This is a genomic window from Staphylococcus gallinarum (genome assembly GCF_000875895.1).
Classification (GTDB): Bacteria; Bacillota; Bacilli; order Staphylococcales; family Staphylococcaceae; genus Staphylococcus; species Staphylococcus gallinarum.
The window spans coordinates 97,663-118,127 of the sequence record NZ_JXCF01000010.1; the positions used below are offsets into that span (position 1 = coordinate 97,663).

The following is a 20,465-nucleotide window of genomic DNA, read 5'->3' on the forward strand; positions in this document are numbered from 1 at the left end:
ATATGACTTAATTTAAACTGTGACTGAATCAACTTAAAATGGAGGGGTCACGATGAGTATTTGGAATCAGTTTGAATTGAAAAATCGTGTTGCCATTATTACTGGTGGAGCTACAGGATTAGGTAAGGCAATGGGACAAGGTATAGCAGAAGCAGGGGCAAATGTTGTAATTGCAGATATTAATTACGAATTAGCGCAACAAACTGCTGCAGAATTTGAAAATAATACAGGTAATGAAGCAATGGCCTGTAAAGTCGATGTCACAAATGTAGAAGATGTTGATAAGATGGTCCAGGATGTTGTAAATCACTTTGGACATATTGATATCTTATTTAATAATGCTGGAATTAATGAGCATGTTAAATTCGAAGATATGCCCTATGAGCGTTGGGTGAAAAATATGGATGTTAATATTAATAGTATGGTGTTAGTATTACAAGCAGTAGGAAAAGTGATGATCAAACAACAAAAAGGATCGATAATCAATACATCCTCAATGTCAGGTATTATTGTAAATACACCACAACCACAAGCGGCATATAACACTTCAAAAGGGGCTGTTATTATGTTTACTAAAAGTCTAGCAAGTGAATGGGCTCAACATGGCATACGCGTTAATACAATAGCACCAGGGTATATGAAAACGGAATTAACTAAAGATTACTTTGCCCAAGGTGGAGATATGATTGATACATGGATGAAGTTCACACCATTAGGTAGACCAGGTGTGCCAGAAGAATTGCAAGGTGCAGCTGTATACTTAGCATCAGATGCGTCATCATTTGTGACTGGCAGTGTACTAACAATTGATGGAGGCTATACTGCTTTATAAATAAAATGTTAGTAATCATTAAAATAGAGCTAGGAACGTTAAAGACAAGACAACATTATGTTCCTAGTTTATTTTTTAAAATTAATTCTGACTAAAACGATAAGAATAGTTGACAAACTGTTGAGAGAGGCATAATATATGGTTAAATCATTTTCAGAATATTCTTGTAAGGAGGTCATCAAGTGACTGATATTAGCATTTTGGATCAAAGTCCTTTAGACGATGGTCAGACAGTTAGAGCAGCTATAGAACGTAGCGTTAAATTAGCGCAACTAGCAGACCAATTAAAATATAAACGGTATTTCGTAGCAGAACATCACAATATGCCGGAAGTTGCTGGTACGAGTCCAGAAATACTTGTGACACACATTTTGAATCAAACAACAACAATTCGTGTTGGCTCAGGTGGCGTCATGTTACAACATTACAGCCCATTTAAAGTGATTGAACAATTTCATTTTATTAGTAACCTTGCGCCAGGACGTGTTGATTTAGGTATAGGTAAAGCGCCTGGTGGATTTCCACTTGCAACAAAGGCTTTGCAAGCAGACTTAAATGAGAATGCATCCTCTTTCGAAGAAAAATTTCATCTTTTAAATCAATTTAATCAGCAAAGTTTCCCACAAGGTTCAGAATTTGCACAGCTCACAACTGCTATAAGAAATGAAGAAGTAACTAAACCAGAGGTGTTTTTACTTGGTACAAGTATAAACTCAGCAGAATTAGCGGCTAAAGAACGTGTAGGATTTATTTATGCTTACTTTATTAATTCGAATGATAAAGCTTTAAAGGAAGCTGTCCAAAGCTATAAAGCTATTTATCCTGAAGGTAGAATGATTGTAGCCGTTGCAGCAGTTGTAGCGGAGAATTTAGAACAACTAGAAAAAGTTGAAGCGGGTCGTACGAACTATGCATTACATTTTGAAGATGGTCAAAAGATAACGGTTAATAATCAATCACAGGTTGATCTATTTCGCCAACAATCCACTGAGAAATTTGAAATTGAAGAAAAGCGTATTGATGTCTTTACTGGGGAAGCCCATCAAATTAAGGATGCAATTGCAAAGCTGAATGTTGATGGTGATATCGATGAGTTCATGTTACATATGCCGGTTCATGATGCTCAATTAAGAAAGCAAACAGTAATACAACTTGCGCCTGTTAATAGTGAACAATTAGAGAAAGAAGGGATAATATGACACGACAAAGTATTGATTTTGGAATTATGTTGAATGGACCTGGCAGTCATATGCATGCATGGAAATCACCAGAAGTACCTAGTGATGCTAGTACTAATTTTGATTTTCAATTAAAAATTGCCCGTAAAGCAGAAGACGCGGGATTTAGCTTTTTATTTGTGGCAGACGGTTTATATATACATGAAAAATCTATACCACATTTTTTAGATCGCCATGAACCATTAACTTTGCTAGCTGCTTTAGCACCGATTACCTCACGTATTGGTTTGGTAGGTACCATTTCGACTTCTTATAGTGAGCCTTATACAGTGGCAAGACAATTGGCAACTATCGATCGTATTAGTCATGGACGTGCTGGCTGGAACATCGTGACCTCTCCATTGGAAGGAAGCGCATCAAATTATTCTAAAGGTGAGCATCCTGAACATGATGTCCGTTACGACATTGCTGAAGAACATATACAAGTCGTACAAGGATTATGGGATTCGTATGAAGATGATGCATTTAAATTTGATGCTGAGCATCATGAATATTTAGATAAGCGTAAGATGCATACACTTGACTATAAAGGAAAGTACTTTCAAGTTAAAGGGCCGCTAAATGCTGGTCGTTCTGAACAAGGTCAGCCTGTAATATTTCAAGCAGGTGCCTCGCCAAAAGGTCAAGCATATGCTGCAAAATATGCTGATGCAGTGTTTACATTAGGTGAATCCTTTACACAAGCGAAATACAATTATGATGCAATCAAACAACAAGCAGAATCATTCGGTAGAGACAAAGAAACAGTTAAAATTTACCCAATATTATCCCCAGTTATCGGTAAGACTCACGAAGAGGTAGAGCAACGATTTTCTGAAATTAAACAATTAGCCACAATCGAAGATGCCTTAGATTATCTAGGTAGATATTATGACCATCATGACTTTACCCAATATGACTTAGATGCACCTTTCCCAGAATTAGGTGATGTGGGGCAGAATAGTTTTCGTGCAACAACAGAGGCTATTGCTGCCAGAGCAAAAGCCAATAATCTGACACTAAGAGAAGTTGCATTAGAAGAAACAGCAAAACGCTCGCCATTTACAGGCACATATGATGAAGTAACACGCCTACTTATAGAGTGGTTTGAAGGTGGTGCTGCCGATGGTTTCATTTTTGGTCCGCACATTTACGGTCCGATATATGATGATTTTATCAATGAAATCTTGCCGCGGTTAGAACGACAAGGATATTACCACCAAGGTTATAAAGGCAAGACTTTACGAGAAAATATTGGTGTGCCTTATAAAGAAAATAGATATTCAAAGCAAACGATAGGGCATTAAATTTATAATCTCAGTTATAAAACTGAGATTGATATAACGATAAGTAGCACTATGTATTTTAGTGCGCATAACTAGAACATAGTTTAGAAATGCTTTATTAATGGACAAAGGAATTGTTATAAAATGTTATTGAAGGAGAGTTGAAATATATGTCTAAATATAATGCAGCATCATATGAATCATTAACACGACATGATCGACGTGATATAGATTCGAATACTGAAGTAAAGACAAAGATTAAAAAAAACATACAATTACCACACGTATTATTTATGATGTTCTTGATGATGATGTTTGCTTGTTTTTTGACATATGTCATTCCTGCTGGAACGTTTGATAAACATGCTGATGGAACAATCATTCAAGGTACTTATCACGCGATTCATCAGCATGGGATTAACCCTTTTTATGCAGTTACCCTTATATTAAATGGAGGTATACAGTCTGCACAAACGGTGACCTTATTATTATTTATTGGTGGAGCAATGGGAGGCATTTTGCAATTAGATTCCGTCAAGACAGTGACAAATTATTTTATACAGCGCTTTGAACATGCGGGACCATTGCCTTTGGTGATTGGACTATTTTCTTTAATGGCATTTATTGGCTTTTTTGTCGGTGGTGACCAAATGATTGTCTTTGTAACATTGGGTGTTATATTGGTTAATCGTTTGAAACTTGATCCGATTACCGCATTAGCAATAACATTTTTACCCTTATATATGGCATTTTCAGTATCACCATCTGGTATGGCCAAAATAGGTCAAATCGTATATCCACATGTTCCGCTTTATTCAGGATATGGTGGTAGAACTATAATGTATGTGGTGTTTTTAGCTGTAACCTTATTCTATGTTATTTGGTATGCAAAACGTGTCATCAAAAATGCTGATAACAGTTTGATGACTACAACTGAATGGCAGTTTCAACAACATGACAATACAGAACAACATATTAAACAACAAGTTACTGCAGGTGTTAGAGATTATCTAGTAGTAGCATTGATTATTTTGACGCCTATTATCTTAGCATTAGGTAACGGTTTGTTAAAATGGTCCGAGCACTATGGTAATGGTGTCTTTATTACAGTATTTGGAGTGAGTTTTGTGATTGCTTACTTAATAAAGGGAAAGTCACCAAGTCAAATGGTTGATGGATTTATAGAAGGTGCCAAGCCTATGTTGGTAGTAGCCTTCGCTATTATAATGGCTAATACAATCAGTGTCATATTAGAAAAAGGTCAAATTCTAAGTACTATTGTTCATGCTTTGACGACACAACTCGATGGCTCTTCTCCTGGCATCGTTTCAGTACTTGTATTCTTAGTGGCAACCGTGTTTAACTTTTTAGTGCCATCAGGATCAGGTTTAATGAGTGTTATGATTCCTATTTTACAACCCGTCACACATACGTTAGGTGTAAATGATCAGATGTTATTAACCGCACTGTCATTTGGAGGGGGATTAGGCAACCTTGTCACACCTACATTGGGTGCCACTGTAGGAGCTATTGCAATTGCAAAAGGTAACTTTGCTTCATGGTTGAAGTTTATGGTGCCACTATTTGTCATATGGATTATTGTAGGGGCAGTATTACTTTATTTCTTTACATTAGTAGGTTGGAGTGGCGGAAGTTAGCCAGCTTATAAATAAAAATTAAAAGGAACAATGATTAACAAGTGTTCTCATTCAATGGGAGTAGTCACTTTGTTAATGTCATTGTTCCTTTTTTAGTTATCTGCAACCGTTAATGTGAATGGCATATCTTGAGTCCATTTATGATCAGGTAATTGATCTGTAATCACTTCATTTATTTCCGTTGCTTTAGCAAATGATAATGTTGAAGAAACATCAAATTTGCTGCTATCGATAAGTGCAATAACATTTTCACTTTCTTGTACCATTTGTTTCTTTAATTGCACTTCTGGTAATGAAAAATCGGTTAATCCATTTTGTAATGTTAGGCCATTTGCAGATAGAAAGAAATAATCAATGTGATACATTTCTAGTATTTGTGAATCTATGTTGCCTGTGATTGCATTTGAGTCTTCTGAGACAAAACCACCTACTACAAGGACTGTTAGATGCGGATTCTCCTTTAATAGCACTGCATTTTCTAAACCATTGGTAATGATGGTAAGCTCCATTGTTGTATCTGCTAATAATTTTGCTAATTCATAAGTGGTAGAACTCGCATCAATCATAATACATTGTTGTGGCTTGATTTTTTTAAGTGCATGTTTACTTATTTTGTACTTTTCAGTATGCTTTTGGGTTAATCGATAAGAAAAGTTTAATTTTGATGAAATATTTTCGGTTACCTTTGCACCACCATGGGTACGCGTTAATTTATTTTCACTTTCTAATCTTCTCAAATCACTTCGAACGGTCGCTTCAGTCACGCTTAAATAATCAGAAAGTTGTCTTACGGTAGCGCGTTTATGTGACTTGATATAGCTATATATATGCTCTCGTCTTTCATCTGCGTACATTTTCAAACTCGCTCACATCCTCTTTAGAATCATAATATATTTTAACACATATTTTATTGAATCCAATAGAAACAACTCAAAACGAAAAGAAATGAAAAAATATTTGTATAAAACGAAAATATATATTAAAATAGCAATTGTAAATGAAAGCGTTTTCTAAAAATTATAGGGAGTTGTTAATTATGGCTAATAAAAATTACCCAGACAAAATGAAAGCAATTGTAGCATATGCACCTGGAGATTATAAATATGAAACAGTGGATACACCCGTTATTGAAAATGCAAAAGAAATTGTAGTTAAAGTTGAAGCATGTGGTATTTGTGCAGGAGATATTAAAGCATATGGGGGTGCGCCTAGTTTTTGGGGAGATGAAACACAACCGTCATATATTAAGGCCCCAATGATACCGGGGCATGAATTTATCGCACGTATTGTTGCTAAAGGTGATGAGGTCACTGATTTTGAAATAGGTGATCGTGTTATTTCAGAACAAATTGTACCTTGTTGGGAATGTAGATTCTGTAATCGTGGAGAATATTGGATGTGTGAAAAGCATGACTTATATGGCTTCCAAAATAATGTTAACGGTGGCATGGCTGAATATATGAAATTTACTAAAGAAGCCATTAACTATAAAGTCCCTGAAGATTTACCAATTGAAAAGGCAATACTCATTGAACCTTATGCATGTAGCTTACACGCGGTTCAACGCGCTAACATCAAACTTGGAGATTTCGTTGTCTTATCTGGAGCAGGCACGCTTGGTCTTGGTATGGTTGGTGCTGCTAAAAAGGCAGGCGCAGAAACATTAGTTGTATTAGATATGAAAGAAGATCGTTTAGAGTTAGCCAAACAATTCGGTGCTGATATCGTTATGAATCCAGCAGAAGTCGATGTGGTTAAAGAAATAAAAGAGATGACAGAGGGATATGGTTGCGATACTTATATTGAAGCAACTGGCCATCCTAAATCAGTTGAACAAGGGTTAAGTGCTATTAGAAAGTTAGGACGTTTTGTAGAATTTTCAGTATTCGGTGAACCAGTAACAGTTGATTGGAGTATTATTTCTGATCGTAAAGAATTAGATTTAATGGGCAGTCATTTAGGTCCATATTGTTATCCGCTTGTTATTGATGGTATTCAAAAAGGTGATTTTCCAACTGAGGGTGTAGTGACGCATCAATTGCCATTAGCATCATTTGAAGAAGGATTTGAATTAATGAAAAAAGGTGACAAATCCTTAAAAGTAGTTCTTGTACCTTAAATATAAATAATCATTACCCCAAGTAAAAAGGAGCGTAAGCATATGAAAAAGATGATTAATAATCCAGATGATGTAATTGACGAATTAGTGGATGGTTATGTTATTGCATATCCAGACTATATTCGTCGTACTGAGTTACATCAACGTGCACTTATTGGTAAAAAACGTAACCCCGATCGTCAAGTAAGTATATTGATTGGTGGAGGTTCAGGTCACGAACCAGGATTCTTAGGGTATGTTGGTGCAGGAATGGCAGATGGTGTAGCTGTAGGAAACATATTTGCATCACCTTCACCGATACCAATACAGGCAGTGACAAAAGAGATAGATGATGGTCATGGTGTTTTATATATTTATGGTAATTATGCTGGCGATTTGATGAACTTTGAAATGGCAAGTGAAATGACTGAAATTGAAGATGACATTGAGACTGCAGTTGTGATTGGCAATGATGATGTAGCATCGTCTAAAGATATCGATGATCGTAGAGGAATTGCTGGTGAATTATTGGTGTATAAAGCTGCGGGTGCTGCGGCTGATTTCGGCTATGATTTAGATGAAGTGAAACGTATTGCACAATTAGCAAATGATAATACAAGGTCTATGGGTATCGGGTTAAGTCCTTGCTATTTGCCTCAAACGGGCAAACCTAGTTTCGATTTAGAAGAGAATGAAATGGAAATTGGATTAGGTCATCATGGAGAACCTGGTATTGAAAAAACAACAATAAGAACGGCACAGGAAACCGTACAAGTGATTATGCAAAATATCTTAAAAGAAGGACTATACCAACAAAATGACGAAGTTGTTGTATTGGTCAACGGTTTAGGTGCTACATCTCAGATGGAATTATATATTATCAATAAAGAGGTAGCTGCAATTTTAAATGAACGAAATATTAAAACATATAAAACTTATATAGGTAATTTTATTACATCGATGGAGATGGGTGGATTTTCAGTTACATTAATGAAAGTTGATGAAACGTTAAAACGCTGTATTTCACATCCTGTTGATTGTCCAAATTTTAAAGAAGTGTAAGGGGGTAGAATTCATGACAGTTTCTGGTCAGGCATTTAAGCAATATATTATAAAGCTTACTGAACTATTTGAGAATGAGAAAGATACACTATGTGAACTCGATAGAAAAATCGGTGATGGTGATCATGGTGTCACTATGAATATTGGATATCAAGCAGTCAAACAAGAAATTAATAATGAACTGCAAAGTCAAAATGATATAGCCAAAATTAGTGTTGCAGTAGGCAAGACGTTCTTAGATGCAGTTGGTTCATCAGTTGGTCCACTCTATGCTTCTGGATATTTAAAGGGGGCAGTAGCAGTAAAAAACAAAGACAATTTAGATGATGCTGCATTATATGATTTTTGGATTGCGTTTAGCAAAGGGATTAAGGCCAGAGGGAAGGCTGAAATCGGAGACAAGACGATGATTGATACATTAGAACCGTTTTTTGACTCGTTAGAACAATCCAAAAGTAAGGGTGAGTCATTTGAAGTTGGATTTGATAAAGGATTGATAGCTGCCAAGCAAGGTATGGAAAGTACCAAAGATATTATTTCCAATAAAGGTAGATCAAAGCGTTTAGGTTATCGTTCGCAAGGACATATTGATCCAGGAGCAATGTCTGCTTATCTTATGCTAGAAACGTTTAAGCCATTTGTTGCCTGAAAATTGATACAAGGAGGAATAAACAATGAAAATAGCAATTGGAGCAGACCATAATGGATATGATTTAAAGGAAGCGGTAAAATCACACGTAGAACAATTAGGCCATGAAGTTGAAGATTTTGGTTGTCATCATTGTGCCGAAACGGATTATCCAGATGTGGCATTAGAAGTGGGTAAGAGTATTCAACAAGGTAATAATGAACGAGGTATTTTAATTTGTGGTACTGGTATTGGTGTTGCAATTACTGCTAATAAGTTAAATGGTATACGTGCAGCTTTGGCACATGATTACTATTCTGCTGAACGTGCACAGTTAAGCAATAATGCACAAATTCTAACAATGGGTGCACAAATTATTGGTATTGAAGTTGCAAAGAAAAATGTCGAGGCGTATTTGAATGTAAGTTGGGAAGGTGGTTCTCAGCGTAAAGTCGATAAGATTGATGAGATTGAGGCACATGAAAATACGTAACCGAAATAAAATGAAACAAGGTTCCTACTAGACATAATTAAATCTTTATTGAAATGTTTATGTATCTAAAATATTACTTTTTTAGACTAAAATAAAATCGATGATTTTTACTGTGAAAATGTAAAAATTATCGATTTTTCTATTATTATTAAATTGATTAGCACTTAGTTCTGTTATTTTTCTTATATTGAAAGCCAGTAATGCTAATCCATGTTTACGTTTTGCATTTGTTACTCCGCGTAGTGACATGCGAGTGAACCCAAAAATAGCCTTCAAGAATCCAAAAACAGGTTCTACATCAAGTTTTCGTTGACTGTAGATATTTGTGTTTTTGGTTCTGAAAGCTGTCGATTTATTTTAGATTTGAAATATTCCCAATTATAATTCCTTAAAATTGTTTTATTAGATTTCGAATGATTTTTCATACATTGGTTACGTAGTGTACACCCTGAATAATATCACATTCATATAATTTGAAATCTCTTTTAAAACCATATCTATCATTACGATAAGCGTATCTATTAAATTCAAATTTCTTACAATTAGGATATTTAAATTCATCATTTTACCAATTTGTCCGATATCATTTTCAAGTATAATTATTTCAGTTTCTATTGGTAGAGTTAATTGAGACATGTTGTAATATATATACATATGATGACTTATTTTCTCGCGATAGTACATAATATGGTTAACTTTTATAAAATGTTAGAAGTTGTTATACATAGGATTATTCTCAAGTACGCTAAGACAATGTACAATGAAATTAAATATAGCCTTATATTGTTTTAAAGATATGAAACATAACGGTAGGACTGTTTGATAAGTTTGTTTAATTGTCACTTTATTTTAATACAACTTATCCTATAATGTATTTAAGGAGGCGTAAAGATGCGCAGAATTTTGTATGCATTTTTAATTTATACTATTTTAGGCTTACTTAGTGGGTTCTATTACAGGGAACTAACGGTAGCACATCATTTCACAGGAGATACACAGTTGGTGGTAGTACATACGCATACCTTAATCTTGGGAATGTTTATGCATCTCGTATTATTACCTATCGAAAAAGTATTTAAATTAAGTAGTTATTATTTATTTAATTGGTTTTTCGTTATATACAATTTAGGAGTATTAGCGACAATAGGAATGATGTTTATGAAAGGTACATACCAAGTTATTGGACTGAAGGTTCCAGAGACATTTGCCGGATATACAGGTATAGGCCATACGACATTAACCGCAGGGTTTCTATTATTATTTTTCTTATTAAGGAATGCAATTGTAAAGGATCCACGCGATTAATTTCAAATTTATTTACGTATCATCAAATATTAGCCTAGTTTCTAGATTTTTAATAGAGACTAGGTTTTTTAAAATTTTTTACAATTCGAGTAATATTATAAAAATTTAGAATTACTAATAGTTAGATATTGATAATCATTATCAATTATAGGATAATAGCATTATTAGTGGAGTAGAAATTGGGAGGAATTTTTAATGGATGACGTGATAATAATTGGTGGAGGACCTGCAGGACTATTTGCGAGTTTTTACTCAGGGTTAAGAGGTATGGACGTAAGAATTATTGATATTCAAGACAAATTAGGTGGTAAGATGCATGTTTATCCTGAAAAAATCATTTGGGATATTGGTGGCTTAGCACCTAAACCATGTTATGAAGTAATACAAGATACGATCAAGCAAGGTTTATATTTTGATCCGAAAGTTAATCTAGAAGAGCGTGTCATAGATATCAGAAAGGTCTCTGAACAACATTTTGAAGTTGAAACCGATAAAGGCAATATATTTGACGGGAAATCAGTTATTGTTGCGATTGGTGGAGGCATTATAAATCCTAAGCAACTAGACATTAAAGATGCTGAGCGTTATAAATTAACTAATCTTCACTATGTAGTGCAATCATTGAAACATTTTAAAGATAAGAATATCTTGATTTCAGGAGCAGGTAATTCCGCTTTAGATTGGGCGAATGATTTAAGTGGTTATGCTAAAAGTGTAACGCTTATTTATCGTAAAGCAGATATTAAAGGCTATGAAGCAATGAAAAAGGTTTTAGCAGAACTCAATGTGCGAAAAATGCCTAACACACATATTCATCAACTGATTGGTGATGAAACCCAAACTAGAATAAACAAAGTAGTGCTTGAAGATATTGAAACAAAAGAGAAAATAGAAGAGTCATTTGATGAAGTGATTATTAGTCATGGATTTGATGTAGAGAATACATTGCTTAAACAATCATCTGCACAAGTTGATATGTTTAATGAATATAGAATAAAGGGCTTTGGAAATACATCTACAAGTATAGATGGATTATTTGCTTGTGGCGACATTATTTATCATGATGCTAAAGCACACCTTATTGCAAGCGCATTTAGTGATGCTGCAAATGCAGCAAATTTAGCTAAAGTCTATATAGAACCGGAAGCTAAACCTGAAGGCTTTGTTTCAAGTCATAATGAAGTGTTTAAATCTGCAAACCAAGTAGTTATGAAAAAATATTTATAATCGTTTATTGTATTTAATATAGACGATATAAATATAGAAGGGGGATAATAAGTGATAGAAGTTAGATATGAATATCCACAAGTTAAAGCGTATTGTGATTTAAGATTAGCAGCAGGAATGAGTGGCAAATCTCTAGAGGCAGCAGAGAAAGGATTACCTAATGCACTTTTCAATGTTACATTATATGATAATGAGCAGTTAATTGGTATGGGTAGAGTTATTGGTGATGGTGGGACAGCATTTCAAATCATCGATGTCGCTGTAGCACAAGCTTATCAAGGACAAGGACATGGTAGAACTATAATGGAAGAAATAATGTCTTATATCGAATCGATAGCTGAACAAGGTTCTTATGTGAGCTTGATTGCAGATTATCCAGCAGATAAATTATATGAAAAATTTGGATTTATAACGACTGAACCTCGCTCTGGTGGTATGTATATTAAGTATTAAAACATAACTACAGGTTATTTAAATAGTTATTAGCTATATTGTATTTCACAGGTAACAACTTAGATTAAATATAAGGGTTTCTGATTATTAATTACAAAATGTGACAATTATTTGAATCCCAAAGTAGAATGATTCGAATTTAAAATTATTATATTAAGGTTTAATAAACGTACAACTTAGTAATCACTGTAAGGGTGATAGGCATGGTTGTGCGTTTTTTGTATGGTTAAATATTGACAATAATTGATCAGAAATGAAAATGATGATAAAAAGAAATTATCAATTATAAGTACAAATTATCAATAATTATCGAATAGTTATAGATTTATATCTCAACTCATGTATAATAGTTTATAATAATTATAAATTAGTAATTATTACAAAGAGATATTTAATATCGAATATAAGGCTTGAATAATCAGTTGGAGGTATAAATATGAATAATAAATTAACGGGACTCTTTGGAGCGCCTGTGTCTGATAGAGAAAATAGTATGACAGCTGGTCCGCGTGGTCCATTAGTAATGCAAGATATTTACTTTTTAGAACAAATGGCCCATTTTGATAGAGAGGTTATTCCTGAAAGACGTATGCATGCCAAAGGGTCAGGTGCTTTTGGAACATTTACAGTAACGAATGATATTACTCAATATACATCTGCAAGTATCTTTTCAGCAGTAGGTAAGCAAACGGAAATGTTTGCAAGATTTTCAACGGTAGCTGGAGAAAGAGGTGCAGGGGACGCCGAGCGTGATATTCGTGGTTTTGCATTAAAGTTCTATACAGATGAAGGAAACTGGGATTTAGTTGGAAATAATACACCAGTGTTCTTCTTTAGAGATCCAAAGTTATTTCCTAGTTTAAATCATGTCGTTAAACGAAATCCAAAAACGAACATGAAAGATCCAGAAGCGAATTGGGATTTTTGGACACTATTACCGGAGGCATTGCATCAAGTTACTATTTTGATGACAGATAGAGGCATACCTAAAGGTTATAGAAATATGCATGGATTTGGTTCACATACATATTCTATGTACAATGCACAAGGTGAACGCGTGTGGGTTAAATTCCATCATCGTTGTCAACAAGGTATTGAAAATTTCACTGCAGAAGAAGCGGAACAAGTGATTGCCAAAGATAGAGATTCATCACAACGTGACTTATTTAATAATATTGAGGATGGTAACTATCCAAAATGGAAAATGTACATTCAAGTCATGACGGAAGAACAAGCTAAAAATCATAAAGATAACCCATTTGACTTAACGAAAGTTTGGTATAAAGATGAATATCCACTAATAGAAGTGGGTGAGTTTGAATTAAATAGAAATCCTGAAAACTATTTCCAAGATGTTGAACAAGCTGCTTTTGCGCCAACAAATATAGTGCCTGGTATTGATTTTTCACCAGATAAAATGCTACAAGGTAGACTATTTTCATATGGTGACACGCAACGCTATAGATTAGGTGTTAATCACTGGCAAATTCCAGTGAACCAAGCAAAAGGTGTTGGTGTTGAGAACCTTTGTCCATTTAGTAGAGATGGTCAAATGCGCATATTAGATGACAATCAAGGTAGTAAGACTCATTATTATCCAAATAGTAAGGATGCATTAGAAGATCAACCACAGTTTAAGAAACCTGGACTAGCTGTACAAGGTGAAGCTTATGAATATAATCATAGAGAAGACGATGATAATTATTTTGAACAACCTGGAAAATTATTTAGACTATTAAGTGAAGAGGAACAAAGTACATTATTTAATAATACTGCAAATGAAATGGCACCAGTAAGTGAAACAATTAAGCATAGACATATTAAACATTGTTATCATGCAGATCCTGCTTATGGTGAAGGCGTTGCACGAGCTATGGATATTGATATTTCAGATGTAGATTTGACCTTATAAAAATAGTAAAGGAGCATATAAAATGATATTAGATAAAGTGAATCCAGCAGATTTATTTCCAACTGAAAAGCAAGGACCGTCCGTATTAGGGAATATGCCTTATCCAGTAAATGGCGAAGTTAAAGTATTCGAAGCAGCTTATATTGCGACGAATGAAAGATTGATATTGAATGTCGATATGGCAGGCGAATTTTACTATAGAAATATTGGTTATGACGAAGTCCAAGCCATCGATGTCACTGAAGGAACATTAAATATTACATTTAGTATTGGAACATTTAAGATGAGTGATATGGATGATAAGAGGTTAGCAGATTTCGTCACTTATGTTAAAGAAAAGATTGTTAGTAAATAATAAGATCTTAATAATTCACATTTATTACAGGGAAATAATTAAAGAGTAAACGTAAAAATTTGATGATGAAAGCTATAAATAGACATAGCATATTCCCTATAATTCATTATTAAATTCTTATTTTTTGTAGTAATAACATATAAGAACTGCGTATTGTTTGCGAGACACTTGAGGGAATAGGGTGATTGTAGAGATCGAGTTTCGCCCCAATCCTCTAGGTAAGCAAACAATGACAATACTTAGTATTGATATAAATAATAAGCCCATCAAAGATTTAAAATCTTTGATGGGCTTAATGCTGGGTATTTATCTCCCAGTCTTATTTTATATACAATACTATGAAATATTGACAAGGTTACTTGAGTGACCTTTCTATTAACAGTCTAAAACTAACATTTTTTCTCTCAAAGCAGTTTGCCAATAGAGCTCATAATAAAATATTTAATGTGCAGAGCATGTTATTTATTTTCCTCAATTTGTGCATTTGTTGCACTTGTTCTTGAACGTAAATCAGCTTCAATTTCTTCTAAACTACGGCCTCTTGTTTCAGGCAGATATTTAACAACAAAGATTAATGCCCCAATACCAATAATTGCAAAGATTAAGAAGACTTGTTCAACAGATAATACTTCAGTCAAAATTGGGAAGAGTTGAGCCACTAATAAACTTCCGATTGACAATACCAATGCTGCAATACCTGTCGCAGCACCACGTGCACGCATAGGGAACAACTCAGGAAGCATAACCCATAATACTGGACCCCAAGTGAAACCAAAGAAAATAATAAATAATGTTAAACATAGGATGATAATCCAAGCTGACGCATGAATACCTATTGTCCAAATCAATATTGCCATGATTAATAATGAAGCGACCATGCCAATGTTACCAATTACTAATAAACGTTTACGATCAACTTTATCAATAATCATAATTGCAATAATAGTAATCAATACGTTAACTGTCCCAATACCAACTGTACCTAAAATTGAAGTAGCATCCCCAAGTCCTGCCTTACTAAAGATTGAAGGAGCGTAATAAATGATTGCGTTTATCCCAATGATTTGTTGGAATAAGGCAAATATACTACCTATTATTAGCGTTGGTCTTAACCATGGTGACTTCAATACATTCCATGTACTTTCAGAAATACGATTGATTTCTTTCATATCTGCAATTTCTTTATCTATTTCGCTTTCGCTAAACGTTAATCGCATCACGTCACGCGCAGCTTTTTCACTTTTATGCTCAAGTAACCATCTAGGGCTTTCAGGCATAAATGCAACACCCATTAATAAAATCAATGAAGGTAATACCGCTAAACCTAACATCCATCTCCAACCTTCAATTGGTGTAAATGCATAGTTGATTAAATATGAAGAAAGGATACCAATTGTTATCATTAATTGGTTTAATGAACTAAGTGAACCACGTTGTTCAGTAGGCGCCATTTCAGATAAATATACAGGTACGATGGCAGTAGAACCACCGACAGCTAATCCGATAACTAAACGACCTAATACAAGTATTGGCATTGAAGGTGCTAATGCTAAGATTAATGCCCCAACGATATAGACGATTGCAACAATGAATACAACGCGTCTTCGTCCAAGTCTATCGGACATTGGACCACTGGCACCCGATCCAAATATCGCACCAACCAACATGGATGATACAACTAATCCTTCTGTAATACTGTTTAATGGTATGTCATCTCTTATAAATAATAATGCACCTGAAATTACTCCCATGTCATAACCGTAGAGTAATCCTCCCAAGGCACCTAGGAAAAAGATGAGCTTCTTATTAACTTTAATTCCCATATAGAACCTCCTGATTGTTTTAGACAAAGATAAGTATACGCTTTCATAAAAAGGTTGTAAATATTAAAGAATAAGAATTTTATTTATTGTCAGATATTTATATGCAATTCTAGCCTTATTTGATTTGATTTTAAAAGTGTAAAATAAACAGAATTATTAATGGTAAGTATTGTGATTTTGTAGAGGGTATTTGTCTAAAATATGTTTAATTTTAGGAAATGGAAAAGCAACTTAATTTAATAAGTTATGATTAATAGTAATGAAGTGATAGAACACGAGGAGTAGAGAAAGAACTATAATGAGATTTTAAATTCAAACTTATAAATGAATATGCATAAGGGTTACAACTATAAGTTAGATTGTTGGTTATATTTTTAGAAACCTTCCGTATATAACTTAGACTAAGTTATAAACTAGGGAAGCGTCTTGAGCTCGATACTTATTTACTTTATCTAATGATACGTAAACACTATTCGCACTTGAAATTTTACACATCAAAAAACAAGACACCCAGCTAATTTAATAAATACATTTAAACTAAATTAACGAGGTGTCTTATATATCAACTTGTGAATCTTTAATATATTTAAGGAATTTGCTTTAGTTAAAGCATATAATGAATCAATAACTAAGCTTCAAAATCAATAATGATACGTCCAGAATTTTTATGTTCTAGGACATTATTAATATGTGTTTCAATGTCATCAAACTTAATCGTTTGTTTAATATCATGTAATTGAGCTGGCTTTAAGTCTCTAGCTAATCTTCTCCAAATATGTTTACGTACTTTCATTTCAGTATAAACAGAATCAATACCAATAATGTTTGCACCTCTTAATATGAAAGGAAAGATAGAACTATCAAAGTGATTTCCACCAGTCATTCCAATCACAGCTACACTACCATCATAATCTAAGTGTTTGATAAGTTGTGATAGTGTATCCCCACCGATTGGATCAATCACAGCTTGCCATTTACGGCTGCCAAGTGGTTTGTCATCAGTTTTTGTTATACGTGAGATAACTTCTCTTGCACCTAATGCTTTTAATTGTGCTTCTGCGTTGTCTTTTCCTGTACTTGCAATTACTTTATAACCAATCGCATTTAACATCATTACAGATAATGTACCTACACCGCCTGTAGCGCCACGTACCAATACTTCTTTATTTTCAACAGACAAGCCGTTATGCTCTAATTTTTCAATGGCAAGTCCTGCAGTATAGCCCGCAGTACCATAGATCATTGATTCTTCTAAAGTTAAATCTTTAGGTAATTGAACGATTTGTTCTTCTTTCACACGAGCATATTCACTAAAGCCACCAAAACGACTTGTACCTAAATCATAACCCGTTACGATAACTTCATCACCTGGGTTGAATGCAGGCGTGTCGGATTTTTCAACAACACCAGCTAAATCAATACCTGGAATCATAGGATATGATTGTACAATTTTAGAATTAGCGACTGTAGCTAAAGCATCTTTATAATTGATACCTGAGTATTTAACTTTAATCAATACTTCTCCTTCAGGTAAATCATCTATAGTTAAATTTTTAATTTGATTCGTTACTTTGCCGTCTTGTTCATCGACTACAAAGGCTTTAAATGTTTCAGTCATTGCCTTATGGCACTCCCTTTTATATGTAATTTTTATATGAACAATTAAAAAACACTAACCACTTTATCATGTAATTGAATATTACACAATATGGCTAAATATCAATGTTTTTAGGTAAGCGCTTTTATTTTAAAATTAATTTCTAAACAATATTATTTCAAACTATAACAAATATTTTGTTCCATTAATAGTAAAATAACATGGAAATATTATGATATTTCTTTATTGAAATGTACATTTTGATTTAATATATATAAAGAAAATAAAAAAGGGGATAGCACAATGGCATTTCAAATAGAAGCAGTTAAAGAATCAGAGTTAGATATATTAAGAGATATTAGTATCAAAACATTTAAAACAACGTTCGAGAATGGTGGATATTCTGAAGATGACTTTAATCAATATTTTGAGGAAGCATATAATATTGAGACATTAACACAAGAATTGAAAAATGAACACTCCTATACTTATTTTTATAAGGAAGATGGGGAAGTTACAGGTTACTTTAAATTAAATATTCTTGAAGCACAAACTGAAGATATGGGTGAAGAATATCTAGAAATACAACGTATTTACTTTTTACCTCATGCTCAAGGTGGCGGAAGAGGTAAAGATATTATTGAATTTGCTGAAAATAAAGCAAAAGAATTAAATAAAACAAAAATTTGGTTAGGTGTGTGGGAATATAATGAACCTGCATTAAAATTTTATACAAAGCATGGTTTAAAAGTGGTTGGAAGACATGAGTTTCAAACAGGTAGTGTAGTTGATTCAGATTTGGTAATGGAGAAAAAGTTGTAAAGCGTTTTCAAAATATAGTATAGTAAAAATACACTAATAATTTGATTTTACTAAGAACAATCTGGAAAGTTAATTTAATGTAATAGTTAGTTAAACTTTATTTAGTTTATATCATTTTTTTATAAAAATCGGAGAAATTTCCAATAAAAGCGTTTATTTATCTTTTTGTAAGTGAATAACGTTACTATACTCATCGAGATATGCATATTGAATGATGATTATTTACATATCTAGTATGAGTATGAAAACTATTAGGAGGTTTTTCAAAAAAATGAAGAAATTTTTAGCTGGTTTTCTTACTTTATCTTTAGCACTTGCAGCATGTTCAAATGGTAGTGACGAAGGTAGCAAAAAGGACGAAGGTTCTGAAAAGGCAAAAACTGAAGAGAAAGCAAAAGACAAAGCTAAAGACAAAACTGAAGAATCAAAAGATAGTTCAGATAGTAAATCAAGCGATGATAGTTCAAGTAGTTCAGATAGCTCGAATAGTAAATCAAGTGACAGTAGCTCAAGCAAATCGGATGATACATCAAGTAGCCAATCAAGTGATAGTGGTTCAAGCAATTCAAGTGATGATACTTCAAGTAGCCAATCAAATGACAGTGGTTCAAGTAATTCAAGTGATGGCTCATCAAGTAGTCAATCAAGTGACAACGGTTCAAGCAATTCAGGTGACAGTTCAACAAGTAGTCAATCAAGTGATAGTGGCTCAGGTGGTACTGAATCATAATTATAGAATTGTTTAATGAAGTAGTTGGGGCTTATTGGCTCTAACTACTTTATCTTCATCAAAGTGTAAAACAATAAAGTAAAGGTGGTCTTCAATCATGAAAAAACTATTAGCAGGTTTCTTAACTTTATCTCTAGCATTAGCTGCTTGTTCAAATGGCAGTGACGATGGCAGTAAAAAGGATGACAGCTCAAAGGATAAGCAATCAACAGACGATAAGTCAAAAGATTCTAAGAGTGATGACAAGAAGAGCAATGATAGCTCTGACAAAGACTCAAGTAAAGATTCTGACAAAGATTCTAGTAAAGATGGAAATAGTGACAGTGACAAAAATGGAGGCGCTTCTGATTCAGATAGTGCAAGTAATGATTCTGATAGTCAATCAGGGGACAATGCTTCAAACAATGATGATAATGCAAGTGAAAACAGCAATAGTAACAGTGCTGATACAAGTTCAAATGCGAATGGTGCTTCTTCAGCATCAACAGATCAAAATGGTGCTTCTTCAAATGGAGCAGCAAATAGTAATGCAAATGATTCAGCTGCATCAACAGCTAATTCTAATAATAGTGGATCACAATCACAGTATGTGGCGCCATATCAAGGACAGAATGCAGTACCAGTATCACAAAATATTGCTTCTGGAAATGTAGATTCACAGACAGCTTTACAAAGTTTACCGAATTTCCAAAATTCATTAGAGCAAGCAACTGCTGAAATTAATGCACAAAATGGACAAAACAATCCGTACAACGATTATAGTATTGAGGGTAGCGATGGTAATTACAGCTATATCTTTAGTTTCCAAAACCAAGCACAACCGGGAACGTACTCAATTGTAACAGTTGATCAACAAGGTGTAGTGAGAATTGTGGATCCTGCATACCAACAATAATTTGGAAGTAATAAAGTGTGAAACTTTATGTTCCCAATCATTAAAAAGATGGTTTCCTTTAATTAAAGGAAA

Annotated in this window: 19 protein-coding genes and 1 pseudogene; 16 read left to right on the forward strand and 4 right to left on the reverse strand. The window is 33.8% G+C overall.

Going from position 1 to position 20,465, the window contains the following annotated elements:
* Positions 1-52: 52 nt before the first annotated feature.
* The 4 genes from SH09_RS08850 (at position 53) to SH09_RS08865 (ending at position 4,993) form a co-directional block, all read left to right on the forward strand.
* Positions 53-832: an SDR family NAD(P)-dependent oxidoreductase gene (locus SH09_RS08850; protein ID WP_042739295.1), complete on the forward strand. Its 780-nt coding sequence runs from the start codon at positions 53-55 to the stop codon at positions 830-832.
* A gap of 182 nt (positions 833-1,014) precedes the next feature.
* Positions 1,015-2,031: an MsnO8 family LLM class oxidoreductase gene (locus SH09_RS08855; RefSeq protein ID WP_042739296.1), complete on the forward strand. Its 1,017-nt coding sequence runs from the start codon at positions 1,015-1,017 to the stop codon at positions 2,029-2,031.
* On the forward strand, positions 2,028-3,356 hold the full coding sequence (locus SH09_RS08860; RefSeq protein ID WP_042739297.1) for an LLM class flavin-dependent oxidoreductase: 1,329 nt from the start codon (positions 2,028-2,030) through the stop codon (positions 3,354-3,356). Before SH09_RS08855 ends, SH09_RS08860 begins: the two co-directional genes overlap by 4 nt.
* Before the next feature lie 149 nt (positions 3,357-3,505).
* A complete protein-coding gene (locus SH09_RS08865) occupies positions 3,506-4,993 on the forward strand; it encodes a Na+/H+ antiporter NhaC family protein (RefSeq protein ID WP_042739298.1) in 1,488 nt (495 codons plus the stop codon).
* 92 nt (positions 4,994-5,085) lie between these two features.
* On the opposite strand, the gene SH09_RS08870 is transcribed toward SH09_RS08865, so the two are convergent.
* Positions 5,086-5,853: a DeoR/GlpR family DNA-binding transcription regulator gene (locus SH09_RS08870; RefSeq protein ID WP_042739299.1), complete on the reverse strand. Its 768-nt coding sequence runs from the start codon at positions 5,851-5,853 to the stop codon at positions 5,086-5,088.
* 176 nt (positions 5,854-6,029) lie between these two features.
* Between SH09_RS08870 and SH09_RS08875 the strand changes: the two genes are divergently transcribed.
* From SH09_RS08875 to rpiB, 4 genes are read left to right on the forward strand one after another with little or no spacing between them, the layout of a single operon-like run.
* On the forward strand, positions 6,030-7,112 hold the full coding sequence (locus SH09_RS08875) for an MDR/zinc-dependent alcohol dehydrogenase-like family protein (RefSeq protein WP_042739300.1): 1,083 nt from the start codon (positions 6,030-6,032) through the stop codon (positions 7,110-7,112).
* A gap of 42 nt (positions 7,113-7,154) precedes the next feature.
* Complete coding sequence (locus SH09_RS08880) at positions 7,155-8,153, forward strand: dihydroxyacetone kinase subunit DhaK (RefSeq protein ID WP_042739301.1); 999 nt, start codon at positions 7,155-7,157, stop codon at positions 8,151-8,153.
* A gap of 13 nt (positions 8,154-8,166) precedes the next feature.
* Positions 8,167-8,802, forward strand: a complete 636-nt coding sequence (gene dhaL / locus SH09_RS08885) for a dihydroxyacetone kinase subunit DhaL (RefSeq protein ID WP_042739302.1) — start codon at positions 8,167-8,169, stop codon at positions 8,800-8,802.
* A gap of 25 nt (positions 8,803-8,827) precedes the next feature.
* Positions 8,828-9,274, forward strand: a complete 447-nt coding sequence (gene rpiB / locus SH09_RS08890; RefSeq protein ID WP_042739303.1) for a ribose 5-phosphate isomerase B — start codon at positions 8,828-8,830, stop codon at positions 9,272-9,274.
* 81 nt (positions 9,275-9,355) lie between these two features.
* Here rpiB and SH09_RS16995 read toward each other — a convergent pair.
* A pseudogene (locus SH09_RS16995) lies at positions 9,356-9,839 on the reverse strand (transposase); the annotation flags it as partial.
* Positions 9,840-10,165: 326 nt separating this feature from the next.
* Here SH09_RS16995 and SH09_RS08895 point away from each other — a divergent pair.
* The 5 genes from SH09_RS08895 (at position 10,166) to SH09_RS08915 (ending at position 14,526) form a co-directional block, all read left to right on the forward strand.
* Entirely contained in the window at positions 10,166-10,579 is a 414-nt protein-coding gene (locus SH09_RS08895) for a DUF2871 domain-containing protein (RefSeq protein WP_042739304.1), read from the forward strand.
* A gap of 195 nt (positions 10,580-10,774) precedes the next feature.
* The gene (locus SH09_RS08900) at positions 10,775-11,806 is read left to right on the forward strand and encodes an NAD(P)/FAD-dependent oxidoreductase (protein ID WP_042739305.1); all 1,032 of its coding nucleotides are present in this window, start codon (positions 10,775-10,777) and stop codon (positions 11,804-11,806) included.
* A 117-nt stretch (positions 11,807-11,923) separates the two neighbouring features.
* Positions 11,924-12,259 carry a GNAT family N-acetyltransferase gene (locus SH09_RS08905; protein WP_253955181.1) on the forward strand — a complete coding sequence of 112 codons (336 nt, stop codon included), beginning with the start codon at positions 11,924-11,926 and terminating at the stop codon, positions 12,257-12,259.
* Between the two features lie 436 nt (positions 12,260-12,695).
* A complete protein-coding gene (locus SH09_RS08910) occupies positions 12,696-14,171 on the forward strand; it encodes a catalase (RefSeq protein ID WP_082039201.1) in 1,476 nt (491 codons plus the stop codon).
* Positions 14,172-14,193: 22 nt separating this feature from the next.
* Positions 14,194-14,526 carry a hypothetical protein gene (locus tag SH09_RS08915; RefSeq protein WP_042739308.1) on the forward strand — a complete coding sequence of 111 codons (333 nt, stop codon included), beginning with the start codon at positions 14,194-14,196 and terminating at the stop codon, positions 14,524-14,526.
* Between the two features lie 458 nt (positions 14,527-14,984).
* Here SH09_RS08915 and glcP read toward each other — a convergent pair whose 3' ends face one another.
* Together glcP and SH09_RS08930 are read right to left on the reverse strand one after the other, a co-directional pair.
* The gene (glcP, locus tag SH09_RS08925) at positions 14,985-16,349 is read right to left on the reverse strand and encodes a glucose transporter GlcP (protein ID WP_186823866.1); all 1,365 of its coding nucleotides are present in this window, start codon (positions 16,347-16,349) and stop codon (positions 14,985-14,987) included.
* A 628-nt stretch (positions 16,350-16,977) separates the two neighbouring features.
* Positions 16,978-17,967 (reverse strand): acrylyl-CoA reductase family protein, encoded by a 990-nt coding sequence (locus SH09_RS08930; RefSeq protein WP_042739310.1) that lies wholly within the window; start codon positions 17,965-17,967, stop codon positions 16,978-16,980.
* A 282-nt stretch (positions 17,968-18,249) separates the two neighbouring features.
* On the opposite strand from SH09_RS08930, the gene SH09_RS08935 reads away from it, so the two are divergent.
* From SH09_RS08935 to SH09_RS08945, 3 genes are all read left to right on the forward strand, one after another.
* Positions 18,250-18,768, forward strand: a complete 519-nt coding sequence (locus SH09_RS08935) for a GNAT family N-acetyltransferase (RefSeq protein WP_042739311.1) — start codon at positions 18,250-18,252, stop codon at positions 18,766-18,768.
* Positions 18,769-19,039: 271 nt separating this feature from the next.
* Entirely contained in the window at positions 19,040-19,498 is a 459-nt protein-coding gene (locus SH09_RS08940) for a hypothetical protein (RefSeq protein WP_052495426.1), read from the forward strand.
* Between the two features lie 97 nt (positions 19,499-19,595).
* Complete coding sequence (locus SH09_RS08945; protein ID WP_042739312.1) at positions 19,596-20,393, forward strand: hypothetical protein; 798 nt, start codon at positions 19,596-19,598, stop codon at positions 20,391-20,393.
* Positions 20,394-20,465: the final 72 nt, after the last annotated feature.

What these genes read in the sequence shown, in the direction of transcription:
- SH09_RS08850 (WP_042739295.1), top strand. Translation starts at nt 53, where the DNA reads ATGAGTATTTGGAATCAGTTTGAATTGAAAAATCGTGTTGCCATTATT.
- SH09_RS08860 (WP_042739297.1), top strand. Translation starts at nt 2,028, where the DNA reads ATGACACGACAAAGTATTGATTTTGGAATTATGTTGAATGGACCTGGC.
- SH09_RS08865 (WP_042739298.1), top strand. Translation starts at nt 3,506, where the DNA reads ATGTCTAAATATAATGCAGCATCATATGAATCATTAACACGACATGAT.
- SH09_RS08875 (WP_042739300.1), top strand. Translation starts at nt 6,030, where the DNA reads ATGGCTAATAAAAATTACCCAGACAAAATGAAAGCAATTGTAGCATAT.
- SH09_RS08880 (WP_042739301.1), top strand. Translation starts at nt 7,155, where the DNA reads ATGAAAAAGATGATTAATAATCCAGATGATGTAATTGACGAATTAGTG.
- dhaL (WP_042739302.1), top strand. Translation starts at nt 8,167, where the DNA reads ATGACAGTTTCTGGTCAGGCATTTAAGCAATATATTATAAAGCTTACT.
- rpiB (WP_042739303.1), top strand. Translation starts at nt 8,828, where the DNA reads ATGAAAATAGCAATTGGAGCAGACCATAATGGATATGATTTAAAGGAA.
- SH09_RS08895 (WP_042739304.1), top strand. Translation starts at nt 10,166, where the DNA reads ATGCGCAGAATTTTGTATGCATTTTTAATTTATACTATTTTAGGCTTA.
- SH09_RS08900 (WP_042739305.1), top strand. Translation starts at nt 10,775, where the DNA reads ATGGATGACGTGATAATAATTGGTGGAGGACCTGCAGGACTATTTGCG.
- SH09_RS08905 (WP_253955181.1), top strand. Translation starts at nt 11,924, where the DNA reads ATGAGTGGCAAATCTCTAGAGGCAGCAGAGAAAGGATTACCTAATGCA.
- SH09_RS08910 (WP_082039201.1), top strand. Translation starts at nt 12,696, where the DNA reads ATGAATAATAAATTAACGGGACTCTTTGGAGCGCCTGTGTCTGATAGA.
- SH09_RS08915 (WP_042739308.1), top strand. Translation starts at nt 14,194, where the DNA reads ATGATATTAGATAAAGTGAATCCAGCAGATTTATTTCCAACTGAAAAG.
- glcP (WP_186823866.1), bottom strand. Translation starts at nt 16,349, where the DNA reads ATGGGAATTAAAGTTAATAAGAAGCTCATCTTTTTCCTAGGTGCCTTG.
- SH09_RS08930 (WP_042739310.1), bottom strand. Translation starts at nt 17,967, where the DNA reads ATGACTGAAACATTTAAAGCCTTTGTAGTCGATGAACAAGACGGCAAA.
- SH09_RS08935 (WP_042739311.1), top strand. Translation starts at nt 18,250, where the DNA reads ATGGCATTTCAAATAGAAGCAGTTAAAGAATCAGAGTTAGATATATTA.
- SH09_RS08940 (WP_052495426.1), top strand. Translation starts at nt 19,040, where the DNA reads ATGAAGAAATTTTTAGCTGGTTTTCTTACTTTATCTTTAGCACTTGCA.
- SH09_RS08945 (WP_042739312.1), top strand. Translation starts at nt 19,596, where the DNA reads ATGAAAAAACTATTAGCAGGTTTCTTAACTTTATCTCTAGCATTAGCT.